At 34.1% G+C, this 20283-nt stretch carries 17 protein-coding genes and 2 pseudogenes; 4 read left to right on the top strand and 15 right to left on the bottom strand.

What is annotated here, in order from left to right:
* Positions 1–68: 68 nt before the first annotated feature.
* Positions 69–602 carry a site-specific integrase gene (locus BZG02_RS02860; RefSeq protein WP_101259904.1) on the top strand — a complete coding sequence of 178 codons (534 nt, stop codon included), beginning with the start codon at positions 69–71 and terminating at the stop codon, positions 600–602.
* Positions 603–696: 94 nt separating this feature from the next.
* Here BZG02_RS02860 and BZG02_RS02865 read toward each other — a convergent pair whose 3' ends face one another.
* The 13 genes and pseudogenes from BZG02_RS02865 to BZG02_RS02920 form a co-directional block, all read right to left on the bottom strand.
* Positions 697–2355, bottom strand: a complete 1659-nt coding sequence (locus tag BZG02_RS02865) for a type I restriction-modification system subunit M (protein ID WP_101259905.1) — start codon at positions 2353–2355, stop codon at positions 697–699.
* A 7-nt stretch (positions 2356–2362) separates the two neighbouring features.
* Positions 2363–2631 (bottom strand): annotated as a pseudogene (locus tag BZG02_RS21260) (four helix bundle protein); the annotation flags it as partial.
* 137 nt (positions 2632–2768) lie between these two features.
* Positions 2769–3803: a virulence RhuM family protein gene (locus tag BZG02_RS02875; RefSeq protein WP_101259906.1), complete on the bottom strand. Its 1035-nt coding sequence runs from the start codon at positions 3801–3803 to the stop codon at positions 2769–2771.
* A gap of 17 nt (positions 3804–3820) precedes the next feature.
* Positions 3821–4000, bottom strand: a complete 180-nt coding sequence (locus tag BZG02_RS02880) for a hypothetical protein (RefSeq protein WP_101259907.1) — start codon at positions 3998–4000, stop codon at positions 3821–3823.
* 9 nt (positions 4001–4009) lie between these two features.
* Positions 4010–5194 (bottom strand): ATP-binding protein, encoded by a 1185-nt coding sequence (locus BZG02_RS02885; RefSeq protein WP_101259908.1) that lies wholly within the window; start codon positions 5192–5194, stop codon positions 4010–4012.
* A complete protein-coding gene (locus BZG02_RS20680) occupies positions 5191–6435 on the bottom strand; it encodes a restriction endonuclease subunit S (RefSeq protein ID WP_218972129.1) in 1245 nt (414 codons plus the stop codon). Before BZG02_RS20680 ends, BZG02_RS02885 begins: the two co-directional genes overlap by 4 nt.
* Positions 6428–6556, bottom strand: a complete 129-nt coding sequence (locus BZG02_RS21185) for a hypothetical protein (RefSeq protein WP_281253632.1) — start codon at positions 6554–6556, stop codon at positions 6428–6430. The genes BZG02_RS20680 and BZG02_RS21185 overlap by 8 nt, the downstream gene beginning before the upstream one ends.
* Positions 6557–7375, bottom strand: coding sequence for a KilA-N domain-containing protein (locus BZG02_RS02895; protein ID WP_101259909.1), 819 nt, complete (start codon positions 7373–7375; stop codon positions 6557–6559).
* 72 nt (positions 7376–7447) lie between these two features.
* Positions 7448–10444 carry a type I restriction endonuclease subunit R gene (locus BZG02_RS02900; RefSeq protein ID WP_101260285.1) on the bottom strand — a complete coding sequence of 999 codons (2997 nt, stop codon included), beginning with the start codon at positions 10442–10444 and terminating at the stop codon, positions 7448–7450.
* Positions 10445–10461: 17 nt separating this feature from the next.
* Complete coding sequence (locus BZG02_RS02905; RefSeq protein WP_101259910.1) at positions 10462–10650, bottom strand: helix-turn-helix transcriptional regulator; 189 nt, start codon at positions 10648–10650, stop codon at positions 10462–10464.
* Between the two features lie 466 nt (positions 10651–11116).
* Positions 11117–11242: pseudogene (locus tag BZG02_RS21265) on the bottom strand (VapE domain-containing protein); the annotation flags it as partial.
* A gap of 286 nt (positions 11243–11528) precedes the next feature.
* Complete coding sequence (locus BZG02_RS02915) at positions 11529–12962, bottom strand: FAD-dependent oxidoreductase (RefSeq protein ID WP_101259911.1); 1434 nt, start codon at positions 12960–12962, stop codon at positions 11529–11531.
* A 1-nt stretch (position 12963) separates the two neighbouring features.
* Entirely contained in the window at positions 12964–13635 is a 672-nt protein-coding gene (locus tag BZG02_RS02920; protein WP_101259912.1) for a phosphoglycolate phosphatase, read from the bottom strand.
* 293 nt (positions 13636–13928) lie between these two features.
* Here BZG02_RS02920 and BZG02_RS02925 point away from each other — a divergent pair, with 293 nt between their 5' ends.
* Positions 13929–15320 carry an OmpA family protein gene (locus BZG02_RS02925; RefSeq protein ID WP_101259913.1) on the top strand — a complete coding sequence of 464 codons (1392 nt, stop codon included), beginning with the start codon at positions 13929–13931 and terminating at the stop codon, positions 15318–15320.
* A 10-nt stretch (positions 15321–15330) separates the two neighbouring features.
* Entirely contained in the window at positions 15331–17343 is a 2013-nt protein-coding gene (locus tag BZG02_RS02930; protein WP_101259914.1) for a PQQ-binding-like beta-propeller repeat protein, read from the top strand.
* A gap of 281 nt (positions 17344–17624) precedes the next feature.
* Here the strand turns inward: BZG02_RS02930 and BZG02_RS02935 are convergent, their stop codons facing one another.
* Positions 17625–17954, bottom strand: coding sequence for a DUF4861 family protein (locus BZG02_RS02935; protein WP_143470408.1), 330 nt, complete (start codon positions 17952–17954; stop codon positions 17625–17627).
* Positions 17955–18065: 111 nt separating this feature from the next.
* Complete coding sequence (gene kduI / locus BZG02_RS02940) at positions 18066–18908, bottom strand: 5-dehydro-4-deoxy-D-glucuronate isomerase (protein ID WP_101259916.1); 843 nt, start codon at positions 18906–18908, stop codon at positions 18066–18068.
* 314 nt (positions 18909–19222) lie between these two features.
* Between kduI and BZG02_RS02945 the strand changes: the two genes are divergently transcribed.
* On the top strand, positions 19223–20245 hold the full coding sequence (locus BZG02_RS02945; RefSeq protein ID WP_101259917.1) for a LacI family DNA-binding transcriptional regulator: 1023 nt from the start codon (positions 19223–19225) through the stop codon (positions 20243–20245).
* Positions 20246–20283 lie beyond the last annotated feature (38 nt).

A 20283-nucleotide genomic window follows, 5' to 3' on the forward strand; every position in this document is an offset into this window, starting at 1 on the left:
CATAATCCCTCTTTCTCCGCCATGCAAAAATGCAATAAAATAAAACAATCGATCCATTCATTTTACGGATGAAAAAATTAATGCCGGAAAATTTCAAAATCAAACGTCTTGAAATCATTAAAGATCTCTATCTGTTTTGTTGCTTTACAGGATTAGCATTTACTGATGTAAAATCTCTTTGCCAAGAACACATTGTAAAGGGCATAGATGGGAATCAATGGATTAAAAGCAAAAGGCAAAAAACTAAAATCGAATTCGAAATTCCACTTTATGATGTTCCTAAAGCAATTCTTGCTAAGTACAAAGATGATCCTATTTGTAAGATTCAGCAAAAGCTACTGCCCGTACCTAGCAATCAAAAAATGAATGCTTATTTAAAAGAAATCGCAGACCTCTGTGGTATCAATAAGAACCTAAGCACTCATTCAGCTCGACATACGTTTGCAACAATGGTTACTTTGGGTAATAATCTAAATAGTAAGGCGATTTCGAAGATGATGGGACATACTAACACAAGAATGACAGAAAACTATGCGAGAGCCAGCGAAAAGCTCATTTCAAACGAGATGAGTAAGATTCAAGGCATGTATCAATATGTTTAAAATCACCCTGCAACTTTCCGAGCAACATTAATGTTGCTCGGTTGAGTTGTACTCCTGTAAGAGTCTAAATTATTTTGTTGGCTTATTCCAACATTTAAATTGTTTTCAGTCCTAAATCCTTCAAGTATTTATTGTGTTCATCACGGGCTTTGGTTGCTGATTTTTCTATGTTAGTTAAATTTTGATGAACTACCTCCAAGTCGATCTTCTTCTCTGCTATTGCTGTGCTTACGTATCGTGAGATATTGAGGTTGTAGTCGTTATCTTCAATCTCTTTCATAGATACTCTGCGTGCATAACGCTCTATATTTTCAGGACGGTTTTGATAGGTGTCTATGATTTCTTGAATATCATTTGGTTCTCCTTCTTTCAACTCTCCATCTACTTTACCATCGCGTAAGATGTTTTGACGTTTTTCTTTTTTATAATGCTCACTAGCATTTATGAAGAGTACATCATCATCCTTCTTGCATTTTTTCAATACTAAAATACAAACAGGAATACCTGTAGAAAAGAATAAATTAGAAGGCAAGCCTATTACGGTATCTATATTACCATCTTTTAAAAGCTTTTCTCTGATGCGTTGCTCTGCTCCACCTCTAAATAACACGCCGTGAGGTAGAATAATCGCCATTGTACCTTCATCGCTTAAAAAGTGGAAACCGTGTAATAGAAAAGCAAAGTCTGCTGCTGATTTTGGAGCTAAGCCGTAATTTTTATAACGGAAATTTTCACCCATTGCTTCGGAGGCATCCCAACGTAAACTGAATGGTGGATTGGCTACTACAGCATCAAAAGTTACTTTTTTGGCTGGGTTCATTTCATTTAAAATGTCCCATTCATTTTTTAAGGTGTCACCGTGAAATATTTCAAATTCTGAGTCTTTTACGCCGTGAAGCAGCATATTCATACGAGCCAAGTTGTAGGTTGTTATGTTTTTTTCTTGACCGTATATTCTACTTATCGTTCCACCACCTTCTTGTTTTTCTATTTTGTCTTTTACATTTAATAGTAAAGAACCCGAACCACAAGCAAAATCGAGTACCTTATTTAGCTTTTTCTTTTTACCTGCTTTGGGATTTTGACTGTCGAGGGTTACAATTTCTGATAATATGGTAGATAATTGTTGTGGCGTATAAAACTCGCCTGCTTTTTTACCCGAACCTGCCGCGAACTCACCAATTAAATACTCGTAAGCATCGCCAAGAGTATCGCTATCTGTTGAGAAATCTGCAATACCTTCTGATATTTTTTGGATGATTGTACACAGCTTTTCATTTCTGTCGGTGTATGTTTTACCCAATTTTTCAGAATCCAGATTGATTTCGGAAAATAAGCCTTTAAAAGAACTTTCGAAGGATTCGTTTTCTATATACTTGAATCCTTTTTGAAGGTCGCGTAATAAATCCTCATTTTGTGTACGTGCTAATTCTGAAATGCTAGCCCATAAATATTTTGGCTCGATTACATAATGCACTTTTCTACGCATTTGCTTTTCGAATGGCTCTATATCGTTTGGATTAGCCTCATACCAAACTGAAAGCGGTGTACGCTTGTCCTCTTTTTCTAATTTGGGATAATCGGAACCTAACTCTTTTTTTACTGACTCTACGTAATTGTCTGATAGGTAGCGTAAAAATAGGAATGAAAGCATATAATCACGAAAATCGTCTGCATTCATTGCTCCTCTTAAATGGTTGGCTATATCCCAAAGTGCTTTTCCTAATTTTTCTTGTTTTTCTTTTGCTGTCATGGTTTATTCAATTACGAATTTTATTTTTTATGCTTACTTGTATGCTTCCAATTATTTTACAGATTTCTTCTGCATCAATTAAAAGACTTTCGGCTTGTTCTGCTGAAAAATAATCTGTGGCTTGCAATAGTTTTAACCAATATTTTGATTCTCTGCTTCTTTGCAGGCAATACTTAATTTTGATAAGAAATCTTTTTCTGATTGTCCACCAATAGACTCTTCTACATTTGCACCAACAGAAGTACCACTTCTTAATAATTGTTTCGAAAGCACAAACTCTTTCTTTTCTGTGGTTTAGTGCTTATATAAATTTACAATCCTTACGGCAAAAGCAAATGATTTCTTCTGTATTACGTTTTCCTTTTTCATTTATTGGTAATTGAAAATTCATAATTGATTCACCTTGTATGATATTATTCTTCATCTCGTAATTTTTGATTTGCAATTTGCAATTGACTAATAGCTTCATCAATATCGCCTGGTTTTTGGCTTTCTATTTTTAATCTGTTTTGATGAAATTTATTGTAGTTATCTTCTGCTAGTTTATCGGCTATTTTTTTAGATATATTACCAGCATTTTGCAATATTTCTTGGTTGTTAAACTGCAAAAAAGCATCTAGTTTTTCTCGCCAATCTTTCATAAACATTTGATTGTGATTTTTAGCTTGAAATTCGGCATAATCTAGATACATCGTTACAATTCTATTTAAAGTATCTAGCTCTGTTTTATTTAAATAGTTTTTAGAAACAGTAACATCTTGTTTTCTTATTTTACTGCCGTTAAAGGTAGTAAGTCCCATATTATCTTTAGTAACATCGCTTCTTTTTGCTATTATTTCGGCTGCGGTATTTCCTGTAGATGCAAAAATAAGTTTGTTTTGCACTGCTTTAAAAAAGGCTTGTGTTTCTTCTTCTTTAGGCGAATAATCAACGGCTAAGGCATAAATATCTGTTATTTTGCGATAAAAACGTTTTTCGCTGGAACGAATGTCTCTTATTTGCTCTAGTAATTCATCAAAATAATCTTTACCAAAAGGATTGTCTGGATTTTTGAGTTTTTGATTATCTAAAACAAAGCCTTTTCTTATTAAGTCTGTAAGTTGTTTAGTTGCCCATATTCTAAAGTGCGTGCCTCTAATAGAATTTACACGGTAACCCACTGAGATAATCATATCTAAATTAAAATACATTACCGGTTTTGTTTGTGTTTTATCTAACATTGCACCGTGCTGAGTGGTTGTTGCAATTTTTGCAACAACCACTTCTTCTTGCAATTCTCCAGTTTCAAATATATTTTTTATATGTCTAGAAATACCACTTTTATCTATACCAAATAAGTCGGCCATTTGGTTTATGCTTAACCAAATAGTTTCGTCTTTTAGTAATACATCTACTTTTACTTCGCCTGCTTCGTTTGTATAAAGTAGAAAGTTGTTGTTTCTTTTCATCTCGTCATTCGTAATTTTTAATTCGTAATTGATTGCGGAAACAGTTGTTGCATTAGGCCTTTTTTATGGGTTTTTAAGGCTTCTATTTTTGTCGTTTGTGCTTCTATTAAATCGTCTGCATTCATTGCTCCTCGTAATTCGTTGGCTATATCCCAAAGGGCTTTTCCTAATAGTTCTTGTTTTTCGTTTTCTGTCATAAGTTGACTTTATTTTTTTAACAGTTCTGGTAAATTAAATCTATATTCATCCAGAAAAGCTTTTAGTATTCGTTTAAATAAATCTTTATTGTCATCACCCATTTCTACAGGTTCGTATATCGAGTACTTACCGTGACTTAGTAAATTCAAAGCACGCTCGTATAAAACATCATCTTTATCAATACCATAAATACATTTTGCAAAATCATCTAAGCCAAAAAAGGTAGCTGTTTTTTCTAATATGCTACGCAATAAATTGAAATGGTAAGTATTTATATCGTCAGTTATTGCAACTTGACTTAATTCACTTAAAATGGCTACGTGATGAAAAAATGGCGTGTCATCTGTTTTTTGTAAAGTATGACCATCTAATCCATTCTGATGTAAAAAATATCGGTTATGATTGAATCTTTTTAACTCATTGCACATTACATTAAAGAACAGACTATGATGTGATGAAACCACCGTTTTTATTTTATCGTCTTCACTTCTTTCTACAATTCTTTTCTCTCCACCTTCTTCAATTTCCTTAGTTACTCCTGTTTTTAATAATTTGGATAAATCACTTGCAATGGCAATTGCATTGTTATCATCTAGAGATGAGATAGGGTCATCTATATAAATATATTTCACCCAATTGTATGCTTCTGAAGCATCTAAAACCAACTCGCAAATAGCTAAGAAAATACACCATATAAATATATTTTCTTCTCCTCTTGATATTTTAATGTTGTCTTTTATAACAAATTCTGGTTCAGTATTATTGGGATTTTTAGCATTGTATTTTTTATTTCTTACCTGCTTTTTAAAACTTATTTTCCAAGTTTCATAATCTATTTTAAAATCAAACGTAGAATAGCGTTCTAAGTATGCAAATATTTTTTCTTCTAAGGCTAACTCCTTAAATCCATTAAAAAAATTAGATTCCGATTTTATTTGTAAAACACGTTCTGTATCGTTTTCTAAATCATTATCCCAAACAAATAAATCTTCTGTAAATGCATTGAAGTAAAGTGTATCTCTAGGTGGGGTATCTGCTTTTCCTTTTTCTTTAAAAGCCATAGAGGTTCTGGTTTTACCAGTACCATTAAAAGCGTAGAGTAAAATAAAATCATTGGCTTTTAGGTCATCTCTAAAACGAACTACCAAGTTATTTAGAGTTTTATATTTAAAGAGCTTTCTTTCAGTACTCATATCGCTAACTCATTTATATTAGGAAACAATTGTTGCATTAAACCTTTTTTATGGGTTTTTAAAGCTTCAATTTTTGTGGTTTGTGCTGTAATTAAATCATCGGCACTAGATAAGCAATTGGTTATTTTTTGTTGTTCTTCTGGGTCTTTAGGAATTAAAACCAAAAGTTTAGAATAATCTTTGTAATAAATATGAGGAATACCAGAACCTTTTACAAATGGATTAAAACTTACAGTATGTAATAAATAGTATAGCCACTTAATTTTATAATTTTTTTCATTTTTTGAAATCAAATAAGTTAATGTACCAAGTAAAGATGATTTCCCTTCGTAATAAAAGAGATTTCCAACACCAGAACCATCCTTAACTATTGCAATATAATCCTCCTTTTGAGTAAACGAATTAATACATCCAATTAATCCATCAGCTCCGTAAATAGGAAACCCATCATCAACTATTTCTAATTTATTTTTGGCAATTTGAGAACTCTTACCGTCTAATGCGACGCTTAGTTCTTTCTCCTCCCACTCCCCATCACCCACAAACTCAGGGAAACGAACTAATGGTTTGGTTTCTCCATTAGCAGGGAATAATTGTTGTAATAAGCCTTTTTTGTGGTTTTTTAGTTGGTCTAGTTTATCTGTTTCTGCTGTTATTAGATGGTCTAATGAGGATAGACAATTGGCTATTTTTTGTTGTTCTTCACTTTCAATTCTAGGATATATAAAAGGAATTTTTTTTATTAATGTAGAACTTAAATTCTTTTGACCACCTTCATTGCTTATTTTTCTTATCTCCTCATAACGAGCTGATAAGTTTTGAAAAACGAATTCGATATTCATTCCTTTTTTCAACGAAATTGCAGCACAAGCTTGATTTATTGCTGCTTTAATATCCAAAACAGCAACTTTCCCTCTAGTTTTTCCTTGTCCATACATTGCCATTAAAATTGTTCCTTTAGGGAACATTTTAGTAGAAGAGTTCTTTAGCCCCAATTCTGTTATAAACTCATTTGCTGTTCTAATTTTATTGTAATTAATTAAAGTGGTCGAAACCCAAGGTATCTCACCATTCCAGTATTGAGGTTTTGAACGACTAGGTGTACCACCTGAAGATATTGAACTAATTTCTTCAATAGTTGAATCAATCCATTCCCCATCCTCCACAAACTCAGGGAAACGCAATTCAGGAACTAATCCTTTGGTTTCATTCGGGGCAGGTTTTCGTATATCCTTACTCATTGGTGTGTAATTTTTTTGCGTGAGGGATAGCAGCGGCATCCTTTTTTGTATTTTCACAAAAAAGATATAGCGGATAGCCCGACCCTTGGGTCACGCCCAAATTATTATTTTCTTTATTCATTTACTTTAGCAATTTTTTATTTTCCACTTCTTGTAATACTTTCATTTGCTGAATAGCTATGTGGTTTAATTTTATCAATCGTTCTTGTTGTGGCATTTGTTCATCAATAAAAACAGCATTGAGGTTCTCCAAGTTCGATAGGCAAATTAATTCATTAATAGAGGCGTAATCTCGTCTGTTTCCTTTTAGGTCTGCATTTGCATCGCGCCATTGTTTGGCAGTTGTTCCAAATAGTGCCATATTAAGCACATCTGCTTCGCTAGCATATATGATAGATGTTTGCTTGGCGGTTAATTCATCGGGAATTAAGTTGTGTTTAATGGCATCGGTATGAATATGGTAATTTATTTTTGCCAACTCACGTTTAGCCGACCATCCCAATTGTTTTTGCTCCTCTTCTTTAAGGCGTTGAAACTCTTTTACCAGATACAATTCAAATTCAACAGAAACCCAAGAGGCAAATTTGAAAGCAATATCTTTTTGAGCGTAAGTGCCTCCGCCTCGTCCATTTTTCGTAATAATCCCAATAGCTCCCGTCAGTTCAACCCATCGAGATGGACTCATTGTAAATGCATTACTTCCAGAATCATTTAAAAGGGGGTCGAATTCGACCCCTTTAAAAGATGCGTTATTTAAATGCTCCCAAAGTCCTAAATATTCTAAGGTATTTTTTAGTCGCATCCAATTTTTAACCACATCTTTCGGTTCTATAGGATTTTTTTGTTTGGCAATATCGGTAATACTGATAAAATCTTCACCATTTACATTTATAGTACGAACAGCAACTTCTTTAACATTTATTTGTTTTGTTTTTGCCATAATTCATTGTTTAATCCATCGAATTCGAGAGCATTAAAAATTCGTAATTGAGCATTCGTAATTCGTAATTGACTATTCGTAAGCATTGAGTCCTGCTATTTCGCGCCCTTGGGCTAGTTTGTTAAGTAATGGTATTAATTCTTCCATTAAGGCTTTTTCTTTTAGGCTACGGTCTTTCCAACCTAAGTCTAAGGGTTCTAATAAATCGGTGAGCTTTTCACCATCAAAAATTAGTCGGTTTAGTATTTCATCAATAAAAGCGTTTAAGCTTTCAGTAGTGATACCATGATTATCTGCAATTTCTTGAATTTCTTTATCCGCTTTAACTTCCTTAAATTTTTGGTAGCCTTTGCGTATTTCGCCTTCATCTAAACCATTGCCCACTTCTAAAGTATTTATGTAGGCAATAATGTCTTCACGTTCGTCTATTAAATTGGCACTGGAGCTTAATAGGTTGATGAGCTCTTCGCGTGTCATTTTATGTTTAGATGGTTTGTCTTGCGTGTATTTAGCAATTAAACCAATAATATAATCGTAATCGATGACCGCAGAAGCAAAGAGTACAAATTCAAAATCGAGTTGTTGTACATCGTCAGGCGCTTTATCTCCCTTTTTACCTTGCTCTGCTTGTAAACGTTTTGCCGTATCGATATACACCGATTTAAAGGAACGTAAATCATCAGTAGGTAATAAGTCTTCAATGATTTCGGTTTGTGTTTCTTCCAAGTCTGTATATTGGTCTAATTGTGTTTTATAGCGTTGCACTTCTTTAAACGCATTTATAAAACCAGCTCTTGCTTCATCGCCTTTTAGATTACTCACCTCAGAAGGAGAACAGTCCAGACCATTCGACTCCATAAATTGGTTTAAATTCTGAACCGCCTTTTCGTATTTAGCAATTACTATAGGAGCTGGATCTACCAACCAAATTTCTTTTGCTTTCTCTATTTTAGCACCCGAGAAACGAATCATTGCTTTATTTACGTCATCTTCCTGTTCGCGAAACACTAAAATGTTACCATAGGGTTTGGTGTCGTTTATGACGCGATTGGTACGTGAGTAGGCTTGTATTAAACCGTGATACTTCAGGTTTTTATCAACGTATAAAGTGTTTAAGTATTTAGAATCGAAGCCTGTTAATAACATATCTACCACTATCATCACATCAATTTTATTTTTGTGCGGATAGTCAGCATTGGTATATTTTTGATCTTTTATGCGTTGCTGAACATCTTGATAATATAAATCGAATTCATTTATACTATGGTTTGTTCCGTATTGCTTGTTGTAGTCAGTAATAATGGCAGTTAATGCTTCTTTCTTTTTGTTCGGTTCTACCAAGTTATCCGCCTTTTCTTGAGGTAGATCTTCTTGTAGTTGTTTTACATCACTGTTACCCTCGGCAGGAGGAGAGAATACACAGGCTATATTTAACGGTTTGTAGTCTTCATTAACTGCTGCAAATTCTCTTTGATTTTGCTTGAATAAATGATAGTACTCTATAGCATCAGCAATAGAAGAAGTTGCCAGAACACCGTTGAACCTTCTGTAATGCGTTGCATTGTCGTGCTTTTTTAAAATGGTATCAATAATCGCCATTTTATGACTCAAACTATTTGGGTCTGGTTTTCCTTTGATACTAAAATAATCGATATGAAAACGCAGTACATTTTTATCTTCTATCGCATTGGTAATGGTATAGGCGTGTAATTCTTTTTGAAAAACATCCTTTGTTGTTTTGTAAGAAGCTTGTGTACCTTCAACAGTCCGATACGTTGCATTTTCTTCGAAAATAGGTGTTCCCGTAAAACCGAATAGTTGTGCTTTTGGAAAAAACTCTTTGATAGCATCGTGATTATCTCCAAACTGTGAACGGTGACACTCATCAAAAATGAATACAACACGCTTATCTTTTAAAGGTTCTAATCTATCGTAATAGCTTGGTTTATTGTCTTCTTTTTGTTTTACGTTGCGCTTGCTATTCTGATTAAGGGCTAAGCCTAATTTTTGAATGGTGGTTACAATTACCTTGTCGGCATAATCGGTAGATAGCATTCTTTTTACCAATGTTTCTGTATTGGTATTTTCTTCCACACTGCCTTCCTGAAATTTATTAAACTCTTCTCTTGTCTGTCTATCCAAGTCTTTTCTGTCTACAACAAATAAACATTTTTCAATATCATCATTATCCTTTAACAGTGTAGAAGCCTTAAAAGAAGTTAATGTTTTACCGCTTCCTGTAGTGTGCCAGATATATCCGTTTCCTCTATCTTGTTCTATACAGTCGACTATTGCCTTTACTGCATATATTTGATAGGGACGCATGACCAATATCTTTTGCTCGGTTTCGACCAACACCATATAGCGACTAATCATTTCGCCTAAGGTACATTTGGCTAAAAACTTCTCGGTGAATTCGTATAAATTCTCAATTTTAGAATTATCTTCTTTGGCTAAGGTATATACAGGTAAAAACTGCTCGTCGGCATTAAAAGCAAAATGCTTGTTGTTATTATTCGAGAAGTAAAAGGTTCTTGATTGATTGCTAACGATGAACAACTGCATAAAGCACATCAACGAATTGGTATATCCGTTTCCTACATCATTTTTATAGTCTACAATTTGTTGCATTGCACGATTAGGACTAACCTCTAAAGTTTTTAGCTCTATTTGTACAACAGGCACTCCGTTGATTAATAAAATAACATCATATCTATGATTGCTATTTTCGGTATTCATACGTAGCTGATTGATTACCTCAAACTCATTTTTACACCAGTTTTTTATATTTACTAATGTGTAGTGTAATGGCGTATCATCTTCCCTTATAAATGTGTTCCTTTTTCTTAAGAGGTTAGAAGCTTTAAATACATCTGGGTTTATAATCTCCGATAATAGTTTTTCAAATTCAGCATCGCTTAGTTTCACTCTATTCAATGCTTCAAACTTTTGTCTGAAATTTAACTCTAAAGCATTTCTATCTCTTATGTCTTTACGATAGGTGTATTTTAAGTCTTGTAATTTTCCTACAAATCCATATTCTATGTCTGCTTCTTTTACAATATCCATTTGTTGTTTTTTGGTCATTAATTTTCTTGTATCAATGATTTAACGTCTACATTTAAGATTCTTGCAATCTCAAATAAGGTTTCCAAACTTGGTTGCCTTCTGTTTTGAGCATAAGAATTTACCATATTGTAACTCTTGCCTAGTTTTTCAGCTAGCCAAGTCTGTTTTATTCCTTTTTTTTCTAAAACCTCTTTTATACGGTTCATTTTTGAATCTTTTAATTCAGTTCACTAAAGTACGTGTAATTATTTAACATCTCATTTAATGAGTATAAAAACAATCATTCAAAAACGATTATGAAAGGGAGTGATTATCTATATATCTAGTTACTGGATATAAAATTAAGCAATGGAATGTAACTAGTAGGTTCAAATCAACAATTTCCTCTAAAAATTAAGTGTCAGAGAACAAGAATGGGATAAAGAAATATATTTCAAAGGGGTTTTAAACAGGACTTATACCGGTTTCATATCTAGATAACCTGATTATCCAGATAGAAAACAATTGCTTTAGAGAAAATCCCCAATTTCACAAGTAAAATCAGCCAACAAAGAGTATGAAATCCAATCATTGAACAATGACACTGCTGTTTTAAGCTAGCTTATTATCTAGATAAGGATCCATACAGATCGTAAAGCGAATCATTTTAGTGAATATTCCCAAGCCATTTTTTCAATCTCGAAACACAGATCCTGTTTCATCCATAAGGAACTCCATTTCATTAGTAGAACCAATAAAACTACATCTTCTGGGAATAACGGAAGCCTTTCGTTCATAGGGTGACCTGTCGTTGATCTTCTCCTTTGAAAAAAGAGCCGTTTAGACTATTGATAACTCTTCGGGAAAGTGTTGCCAATTCATCCAGATTGATCAAAATTTTTGTTACCAGAGCAATACGACTGTCTTTATCAATCGGTATGTTCTCGGAGGTATAATCGCCCCAATAAATTCTAATTGGAATCGTATTGATTTGAACGGGGAATTTCCTAAATGGGTGAATTTTTTAGACGCCCCAATAGGACGTTTGTACAGAATTCTCATCATGTACAGACGCGACAAATCGCGTCTGTAAGGAGAAATAGCATCAATTTCTCTCTATAAGCAGTCGAGAAAGTGCCTCTGGGTAACCACGTTGAACGGCTAACTCACCAGCCAATTGGTCAATTTCATTTTTCGAAATTGCATCTAACAACAGGTATTGCGCTGATTGTGAACAAATAGTAGGAATAATTTTTTCTTCCTGAATTTTATTGATGATTTGATTGGCTACAGTTAAAGCAGAAGAAGCCTTAACTATTTCACTTCGCGCATACGATTTACTGGGAAAACTAACTTCACCAACTCTTAAATTTGGATCCTTACCAGGTATTTGCTGTGCTCCGAACAAAGGCGGTCCTCCCAGAACAGCAGATTTAAACGAAGGAACAAATTTAGCAACAAAATCAATCGCATTTTCAGTTCTGGTTTTAATTTCACCTTCAGCCCAAGCGCCTTGTAATTTTTGCTGAATTCCCTCATTAAATTCGGGTTGTGCCTTATTGAATTCCGATTGTATCAATCCATTTTCGAACAAGGTAATGTCCTTTGTCATTCCATGAATTTGATAAAAATCGTCGCAATAGGGAGTCAATTGTGCCATTCCATGAGGTGTATCGCGTTCGCCATGAAAAATAAGCTCTGGAATTAAACCTGAAATGGGTTTCCATTTAGAAACATAAGCGGCTTTAAATTCGATCAATCGTTCCACATTCAAATGCAAGCTTTCATCGAGCGTTCCTGTCTTAAACCCACATGAATTCACCAAATAATTCACTTTATAAACTCCATCACGAGTACATATTTCCCAATTGTAGTCTAACTTTTGATTCCGAACATCCTTTATATTCGTAACCATAGTATTTGTTTTTAGACTGCACTTCTCTGTTTTATTTAAAGCCAATTGAGCTTGAGCTCCAAATCGAAAAAGATTCCAACCGTATTCTTGAACGATAATTACAGGTGATTTTAACTTTTCGTGATCAATAAACTTCATTGTATTGGACATCCATTCATCAGCTGAACTTGGACGTTTTACGCTTGGCTTATCTGATAAAGCAATTAAATCTTCTTTGGTATATATTTTATAATAGTTATTTGGAGCACCCAAAATTTCATTGGATGGATCTTCATCCACCAATTTTTGGTAGTAATCGACTAACATTTCGAGACGACTCTCCATTTTTTCTATTTCGTATTTTTCTGATTTAGGAATGCTAATAAACGTTGGCCTTTTATCAATAGATTGCGGAAATAATCGCGCCATATCTATTGATTGTTTCATAAGTAGTTTGCATTGCTCATCAGATATATCGGGATATAAATTCCCCCCTGCATGCAAATGACAAAATGGAGGACCATTAACAAGACTCGTCTCTTTTTCGAACAAAATAGAATCTATATTATTTTTAGCCAATTGTAAAGCTATAACAGCACCTGAAACTCCCCCTCCTATAATCCCGACATTGTAAATTTTGCCCATTTTAAAATAGTTTTTGTAGATCTGCAAAATTATCTACTATTAGCGTAGGCTTATAATCTGCAATATTTTCATTGTAATTGTATCCGTAACTTACACCAATATTTTCCATACCTGCATTTTGAGCGGCAAGAATATCATTTTTTGAATCACCAACCATTATACATTTCTCTATACTGGTATTCATTACTTTAGCTAAGTGGAAAAGCGGAGCTGCATCCGGCTTTTTTGTCAATAATGAGTCTTCACCAACCCAACATTTAAAAAATTGCTTAATGACTAATTTATCCAAAATGGGTTCAATAAAATCGTAAGGTTTATTCGTACATATCACCATTTTATAGCCTTTTTTATCCAAATTGTTTAGTGTTTCTATAACACCTGGATAAGTATAGGTTTCTTCACAAATAACCTCTTGATAAGCCAGCAGGTAAATTTTAAAAGCTTCATCCAATAAGGCTTTCGATACTTTTTGATTTTGCATGGAACACTCTAGAGATCTACTTACTAAAGTTTTAGCACCATTTCCAATAAATGCGGTAACTTGATGAACCGATAATGGCACTAAATGATAATGCTGCAACATTTTATTTACTGCCAGAGCTAAATCGGGAATACTATTGATAAGCGTTCCATCAAAATCGAATATAATGAGTTCTTTATTTTTTAAATTCATAATTCTTAATTTGAAGCAAAAATACAGAGTTTTCGCAATATTTACTACCTAAAAAATCATTACCAAATACCACTATTCCAAAGAGACTAACCAACTTAAATACAAGACATTTAACCGGCAAAAGCTGCCGGCGAATCTACAGCTATACAATATCTCTGCAATTACTCCATCTAAAAAGCTTCCAAATCCAATACTTTCCAGTCTAAAAGATCCCAAAAATAGATCATTACCCATAGTCCCGATTCAATATATTTATTTATTTTTAGGCAATACAAACATAATTCCATTTTATAATGAGAAAACTCTACCCAAAACATCTCCTAATATTGACTTTTATTTTCACATGGTTTGGATCCTATGCTCAAGTTCAGAATATGGTACTTAACCCGGATTTTGAAGTGTATGAAAAATGTCCTGAAAGTTACACTTTTATGGACAATACCCATAAATTAGTTCCTAACTGGACCTATCCAACAGCTACTACTCCCGATTATTTCAATGAGTGTGGCTCTGGTGAAGTAAAAGTGCCAGATAATTTTGCAGGATACAGCAAGGCTAAATCTGGGGAAGGTTATGTGGGAGCTATTTTAAGTGGAAGTAATCGCGATTTTAGAGAATACATTCAAGGTACCTTAATTTACTCTATGGATGCAGGTCAAAAATATTGTGTTTCATTTTGGTACAAATTAGCATCAGGAAGTAAATTTGCTGTTGATCAGCTGAGTGTGCATTTTTCAAATTCAGAATTGGCAAATGGGAATAAAACATTTTTAAACCTAGAGGCGCATTTAACGAACAAAGAAGGTTTGTTTTTAGACAATACAGAAGAATGGATTCAGTTCTGTCAGGTATATACAGCGAAAGGCGGTGAGGAATTCTTTGTAGTGGGTAACTTTAATAACTATGATAATACGAACTATGTAGTTACCGGTCGTGATACCAAGAATAAAAAAGGCAAGACATATGCTTACTACTTTTTCGACAATTTTGAGATTCATCCGCTAGATGATTGTAATACGTGTGCATCCGTTCCTAAAGATTTAGCAACTGTGGTTATTGATTCTTCTTACACAGGAGGTCTAAATCCTATTACGGGTCAAATTAATAAAATAATAAATGACGGAAGCATTAGTTTAGCGATATCAGGAGGAGAACCTCCTTATACTATCGATTGGAGTAACGGAACAAAAAATGTACAAAAGATTCAAAATTTAAAAGCAGGTACATATACTTACCATGTAAGTGATCAAAATAATTGCCACTCGGAAGGTACTATTGTTTTTAAAGAGCCTCTACTGCCTAAAGATGCTCTTACCGAGGGATTAAGAAATATTGAAGAGGGAGGCGCTCTTATTTTAAACAATATTTTCTTTGAAACTGCTAAAAGTACGCTTCTGCCAACTTCGTTTGAAGAGCTAAATAAAGTAGTCGATTTTTTAAAAGAAGGAACAGTTAGTTTGATTGAGATTAGCGGGCACACTGATGATGTGGGTTCTGATGACTTAAATCAAAACTTAAGTCAGCAACGAGCAGAGTCGGTGGTTACGTATTTGGTTAGCAAAGGAATTAATTCTCAAATAATTAAAGGTGTTGGGCATGGAGAATCTAAGTTTTTAGATACCAATAAAACAGAAGTTGGACGATCAAAAAATCGTCGTGTGGAATTTTTAGTACTCAAAAAATAAACTCTTACTTATGAATTCAAGAAAAATAAATATACTAATCATTTTCCTACTACTATCGTTTATTAGTTTAGCACAGAAGCCTAAAAAAATATATAATAATTATTTATTCAAAGGCTTGGAGGCAAGTGCAAAGGCTGATATTGATAAAGAATTTGGCAAAGCCATAGAAGATTTCGATCAAGTTTTATTAGAAGAACCTGAATCAGCAATGGCTAATTTAGGATTAGCTATTGTTTACTCCTATGATAAATATTCTGACAAAGATTATTTTAAAGCTTTGGGATACTTTCAGAAAGCTTATGAAGCACAATCTCAGTTTTCTGCAGACGATAAGGATGTTTTAAATGAATTATTTGCTAAACAAGATAGAAATCGTAGAAATAGAACTATCATTAAAAACATGGACTGGCAGCTCCAACAAGTGGAAGATAAGTTGATTAAATATGTGCGAGAGGAAAATAATACAGATTATGCCAAGCGGTTTTTAAAAGAATTTCCTGATTCTAAATACTATACCAATGTTTCACATATTTTGAATTACATCCTATTTAGGGAAGCCGAGAATAAAAATACTGTTGCTTCATTCAATCAATTCTTACAGGATTATCCCGAAGCCGCTCAAGCTGATATGGCAAAAAAAATGCGTAATAAGTTAGCCTATAAAATTACTATAAGTGAGGGAACATTAAGTAGTTACCGAAATTTCGCTGAAAATTATCCTGAGGCCTCTCAAGTTGAAGAAATTAAGAAATTAATGGAAGTAATGGCTTTTAAAGAAGCATCCAATAAACAGACACTTGAAGCTATTGAGCGTTTTATGGTAGATTTTCCTAATTCATCAAAAATGTCGGAAGCTAGAGCTTTAAAACAGAAATTACTTTTTGAAAGAGCTAAAAGTGTAAACAGCATAGAGGCTTATAATCAATTTATAGCTGCATGCCCCGAAGGGAAGCCTTACATCGATATTTTTAATTTAAAAGCTAGTGTTTTAGGAGAAGAGATCCTTACGGATTTTCCGATGGAAAATTACCAATTTGTAAAAGGATTCGATAATCAGCAGCTTAACGATTTTGGTGGTGGAATTGCTAAACGCCCAAATGGAGAGCTTGTGGTGGCCACAACATCGCGTAAAGCAGAGGGAGAGATGTATGACTCTTGGCTTTTAGGTTTAGATGCTAGTGGAAAAATGATTTGGAATCAGCTATTAGGAAACCGTTTTGATGATATCGTAAATAAAGTTAGCATCAATTCTCAGAACGAAATTTTTGTTGCCGGTATTACTGATGCCATTGTTGATAGTGTGCCAGGACAAGCGTGGCTTTATAAGCTTGATGCCAATGGTAAAAATATATTTAATCAAAGAATTGATATGGATGAAGTACTTGATTTTGTAGTTTATCCCGACAATAAAATTTTAATTGCAGGCTATAGCAAAAACACAAGTGATTCCACTTTTACACCTCGTTTAGTAAAGCTCAATGCGAATGGTAAAATGTTGTGGTCTCGTGCTTACTCAAGCAAGGGCAAGCTTTATAATTTAGCAGGTGATGCCTCAGGTATTACTTATGTGGCTGCTGGCAATTGGATATTTGCTATTAACCAGGCAGGTTATTTAGAATGGGATATTTTGTTGGATCAAGATGTAAAATCAAGCGCTGTTGGTATTAATGGAAACAATAAACTGGTTTTTGCTGGTTTAAATCCTACAGGAGGTTTTGCAAGTGCATATACTATAAACGGGGAAAAAATTTGGGAATCTCCTATTGGTATTTCTGGAAATGGAAATGTAGAGCAAATTATAACTTTACCGGATAATAGTTTTGTTATTGCAGGAACATTTAACAACAAAATTAAGGTAGTACACCTTGATGAAACAGGAAATTTAAAATCAGAAAAAGAATTTAGTTTACCACAAGGAATTAAACTAAACGGTTTAACTGCTATGGATGAAAATTTTGTAGCAATTAGCGCTACAAGATTAAGCGAAAAAGGCGATTTAGTTGTATTTAAAATGAGTCTTTAAAAAAAGACTGATCCTGAAGTCTCCCTCCAATTGGAGACATTTAATAAAAGTCTATTTTGAAATTAAATCGGTACTAATTATCATATTACATCCAAGCTTGCATAAAAGAAGCCTGTAAATCGAAAGACTTACAGGCTTTATAACTTGCATCAATAATCTACTTAAGCAATTTAGACTACTGATTTAATTCAATTTTAAAAACGGTTGAAATATCATCTAATTCAGTGTCTGGAACTCTTAGAGTAAAATTGTGCACAATCTTCCAAATCGATTCACGAATACTATTTTATTGTAACTTTAACAGGAGAACTCAATTCCTCTGCCTGAGTTTTCATCATGTTCTCAAAGTTTTCTTGCTGAGCCCATTTCAGATTTTCTTTTTCCCAAGCAGTAAAAAAATAATGCGTTGCCGACTGATTATTTTGAATCTTTTGAGTGATAAAAGTTGTTTGTCCAACTGGCTGATTCCAACGATCTCCTTTAATTATACTTTCTGGTAAAATTGGAGCATCTCCCAATCGAATTTTCTCTTGTGATTTCAATAAAATACCCATTCCCAAAAAGTCAACTAAGTGTGCAACAGCTTCAACCAAAGAAATTGCTATAACCAATTCTAATCTGTAAATAGCACCAGCTATCAAGGCAACCTTCCCCTCTAATTTACATTAGATCTAAAATTATCATTAAAAAAATTTACATTCAACTACAACCATTCAATTTTACTAACGCATCTCATCTGGTTGACATACATCCATGTCGCCATAGTTCAAGTTTTCACCAGCCATGCCCCAGATAAAAGTATAATTACTCGTTCCTGCTGCTGAATGAATTGACCATGTTGGAGAAAAAACTGCCTCTTCGTTGCCCATCCAAATGTGACGAGTCTCTTTAGGATCTCCCATAAAATGACAAACAGCCTGTCCTTTTGGCACTTCGATATAGAAATAAGCTTCCATTCTTCGGCTATGCGTATGAGCTGGCATTGTGTTCCAAACCGATCCTGGATGCAATTCAGTCATTCCCATTTGCAACTGATTCGTTTTAATAGTATCCGAAACAATCAGCTTATTTAAGGTTCTTCGATTTGAATTTACCGCCTCACCTAATTCAACAACAATTGCATCTTTACGACCAACTTTTACATTTGGAAATACCTCATGTGCAGGTGCAGAATTCAGGTAAAAGTGAGCAGGAGCTTTTGCATCATCACTTGAAAAGATGATTTCTTTATTTCCTTTTCCAACGTAAAGAGCCTCTTTGTATGCTAACTCGTAGACTACACCATCCACACTCACGCTTCCTTTTCCACCAACATTTACAACTCCTAATTCTCTTCTTTCTAAAAAGTAATCTGCTTTTAATGGATCAATAGCCTCCAATACCAAAGCTTCTTTTGTTGGAACAACTCCACCAACCAGAAATCTATCGTACTGAGAATAGCTCAGGTTAATTGTTCCTTCTTCCATTAGTTTTTCAACCAAGTACTCATCTCTTAATCTGGCTGTGTCATAATGTTTAGCATCTGCAGGATGAGTTGCATATCTTTCGTCGTATTTTACGCTCATGATAACTATTTTTAGATGGTTACTATTTTATTAAAAATGTGCCATTCTTATCTTTTAGCACTTTACAAAGAAATTAAATGCAATTGAATAGTGCAATCGATTGTCTGTATTTTTGATAAAAAAACCCTTCACACGAACAGAACAGGTTCGTGCAAAGTACAGACAAAACAATAAATACAGACATTTTAAATAAGATCTATTTTAATTATAAATTACTAATTGCGCGCAATCGATTATCTTTATTTTCTTTTCTCGCACATTTTCATCAAAAAATATGCACCTTTGTAACAGATTAACTACCGTACAGTAATTATATGAAGAAGGAAGGTAACATTACTATTCACGACATTGCAAAAGCGCTAAATATTTCTGGATCGACTGTATCTAGGGCTTTAAACGACAATTCGAGAATCAGTAATAAAACTAAAAAAGCGGTACGAAACATGGCCAAGCAATTAGGCTACCAACCCAATGCCTTAGCTTCAAATTTGCGCACAAATTGCACCAATACAATTGGAGTTATTATACCCCGAATTAGTCGATACTTTTTTTCATCAGCAATTGCTGGTATCGAAGAGCTTGCAAGAACTAAAGGATACAATGTAATTATCTGCCAATCAAACGATCAGGAATCTCGCGAATCCGATTGTGTTCAAACATTATTTGCCAGTCGTGTAGATGGTGTTATTTCTTCGATAGCAATCAACACCAAAAACTACGATCACTATAAAACATTCACCAGCAGAAATATTCCCTTGGTATTTTTCGACCGGGTTTGCGATGAATTAGCAACCAGTAAAGTTGTAGTTGATGATTTTAAAGGTGGTTTTTTAGCTGCCGAACATCTTATTTCCAAAGGTTGCAAGCGCATTGCACACATTGGTGGTCCACAGCACTTAAATATTTACATTAACCGCTTACAAGGCTATTTAAAGGCGCTTCGAAAACACAACATCCATATTGAAGAGGATCTTATTATCGAAAGTCCGTTAACCAGAGAAGACGGCATGGCCTGCGCAAAAAAACTATTGGAATCTGCCAATCCTCCCGACGCAATATTCGCTGCCAACGACACCTCTGCTCTTAGCATTATTCTTTACGCGAAAGAAAATAACATTCGAATTCCAGAAGACTTAGCGATTGTCGGATTTAGCAATGAACCTTTTTCTGAATACCTAAGCCCATCTCTTACTACCATAGAACAATCGGGCTTTGATGTTGGCACAAAAGCAACTGAGCTTTTGCTCGACATTATTAGTAATAAGATAGAAAATCATCAGGAAACCATTGTTTTACCTGTAAAACTAATCGAGAGAGAATCCTCAAACAGAATTTAAACATCAAAGCTCTTGATACATCAATTATTCAGGCTATT

The sequence above is a fragment of the Labilibaculum filiforme genome, from assembly GCF_002843315.1.
Taxonomy (GTDB): domain Bacteria; phylum Bacteroidota; class Bacteroidia; order Bacteroidales; family Marinifilaceae; genus Labilibaculum; species Labilibaculum filiforme.

What these genes read in the sequence shown, in the direction of transcription:
- BZG02_RS02860 (WP_101259904.1), top strand. Translation starts at nt 69, where the DNA reads ATGAAAAAATTAATGCCGGAAAATTTCAAAATCAAACGTCTTGAAATC.
- BZG02_RS02865 (WP_101259905.1), bottom strand. Translation starts at nt 2,355, where the DNA reads ATGACAGCAAAAGAAAAACAAGAAAAATTAGGAAAAGCACTTTGGGAT.
- BZG02_RS02875 (WP_101259906.1), bottom strand. Translation starts at nt 3,803, where the DNA reads ATGAAAAGAAACAACAACTTTCTACTTTATACAAACGAAGCAGGCGAA.
- BZG02_RS02880 (WP_101259907.1), bottom strand. Translation starts at nt 4,000, where the DNA reads ATGACAGAAAACGAAAAACAAGAACTATTAGGAAAAGCCCTTTGGGAT.
- BZG02_RS02885 (WP_101259908.1), bottom strand. Translation starts at nt 5,194, where the DNA reads ATGAGTACTGAAAGAAAGCTCTTTAAATATAAAACTCTAAATAACTTG.
- BZG02_RS20680 (WP_218972129.1), bottom strand. Translation starts at nt 6,435, where the DNA reads ATGAGTAAGGATATACGAAAACCTGCCCCGAATGAAACCAAAGGATTA.
- BZG02_RS21185 (WP_281253632.1), bottom strand. Translation starts at nt 6,556, where the DNA reads ATGAATAAAGAAAATAATAATTTGGGCGTGACCCAAGGGTCGGGCTAT.
- BZG02_RS02895 (WP_101259909.1), bottom strand. Translation starts at nt 7,375, where the DNA reads ATGGCAAAAACAAAACAAATAAATGTTAAAGAAGTTGCTGTTCGTACT.
- BZG02_RS02900 (WP_101260285.1), bottom strand. Translation starts at nt 10,444, where the DNA reads ATGGATATTGTAAAAGAAGCAGACATAGAATATGGATTTGTAGGAAAA.
- BZG02_RS02905 (WP_101259910.1), bottom strand. Translation starts at nt 10,650, where the DNA reads ATGAACCGTATAAAAGAGGTTTTAGAAAAAAAAGGAATAAAACAGACT.
- BZG02_RS02915 (WP_101259911.1), bottom strand. Translation starts at nt 12,962, where the DNA reads ATGGGCAAAATTTACAATGTCGGGATTATAGGAGGGGGAGTTTCAGGT.
- BZG02_RS02920 (WP_101259912.1), bottom strand. Translation starts at nt 13,635, where the DNA reads ATGAATTTAAAAAATAAAGAACTCATTATATTCGATTTTGATGGAACG.
- BZG02_RS02925 (WP_101259913.1), top strand. Translation starts at nt 13,929, where the DNA reads ATGAGAAAACTCTACCCAAAACATCTCCTAATATTGACTTTTATTTTC.
- BZG02_RS02930 (WP_101259914.1), top strand. Translation starts at nt 15,331, where the DNA reads ATGAATTCAAGAAAAATAAATATACTAATCATTTTCCTACTACTATCG.
- kduI (WP_101259916.1), bottom strand. Translation starts at nt 18,908, where the DNA reads ATGAGCGTAAAATACGACGAAAGATATGCAACTCATCCTGCAGATGCT.
- BZG02_RS02945 (WP_101259917.1), top strand. Translation starts at nt 19,223, where the DNA reads ATGAAGAAGGAAGGTAACATTACTATTCACGACATTGCAAAAGCGCTA.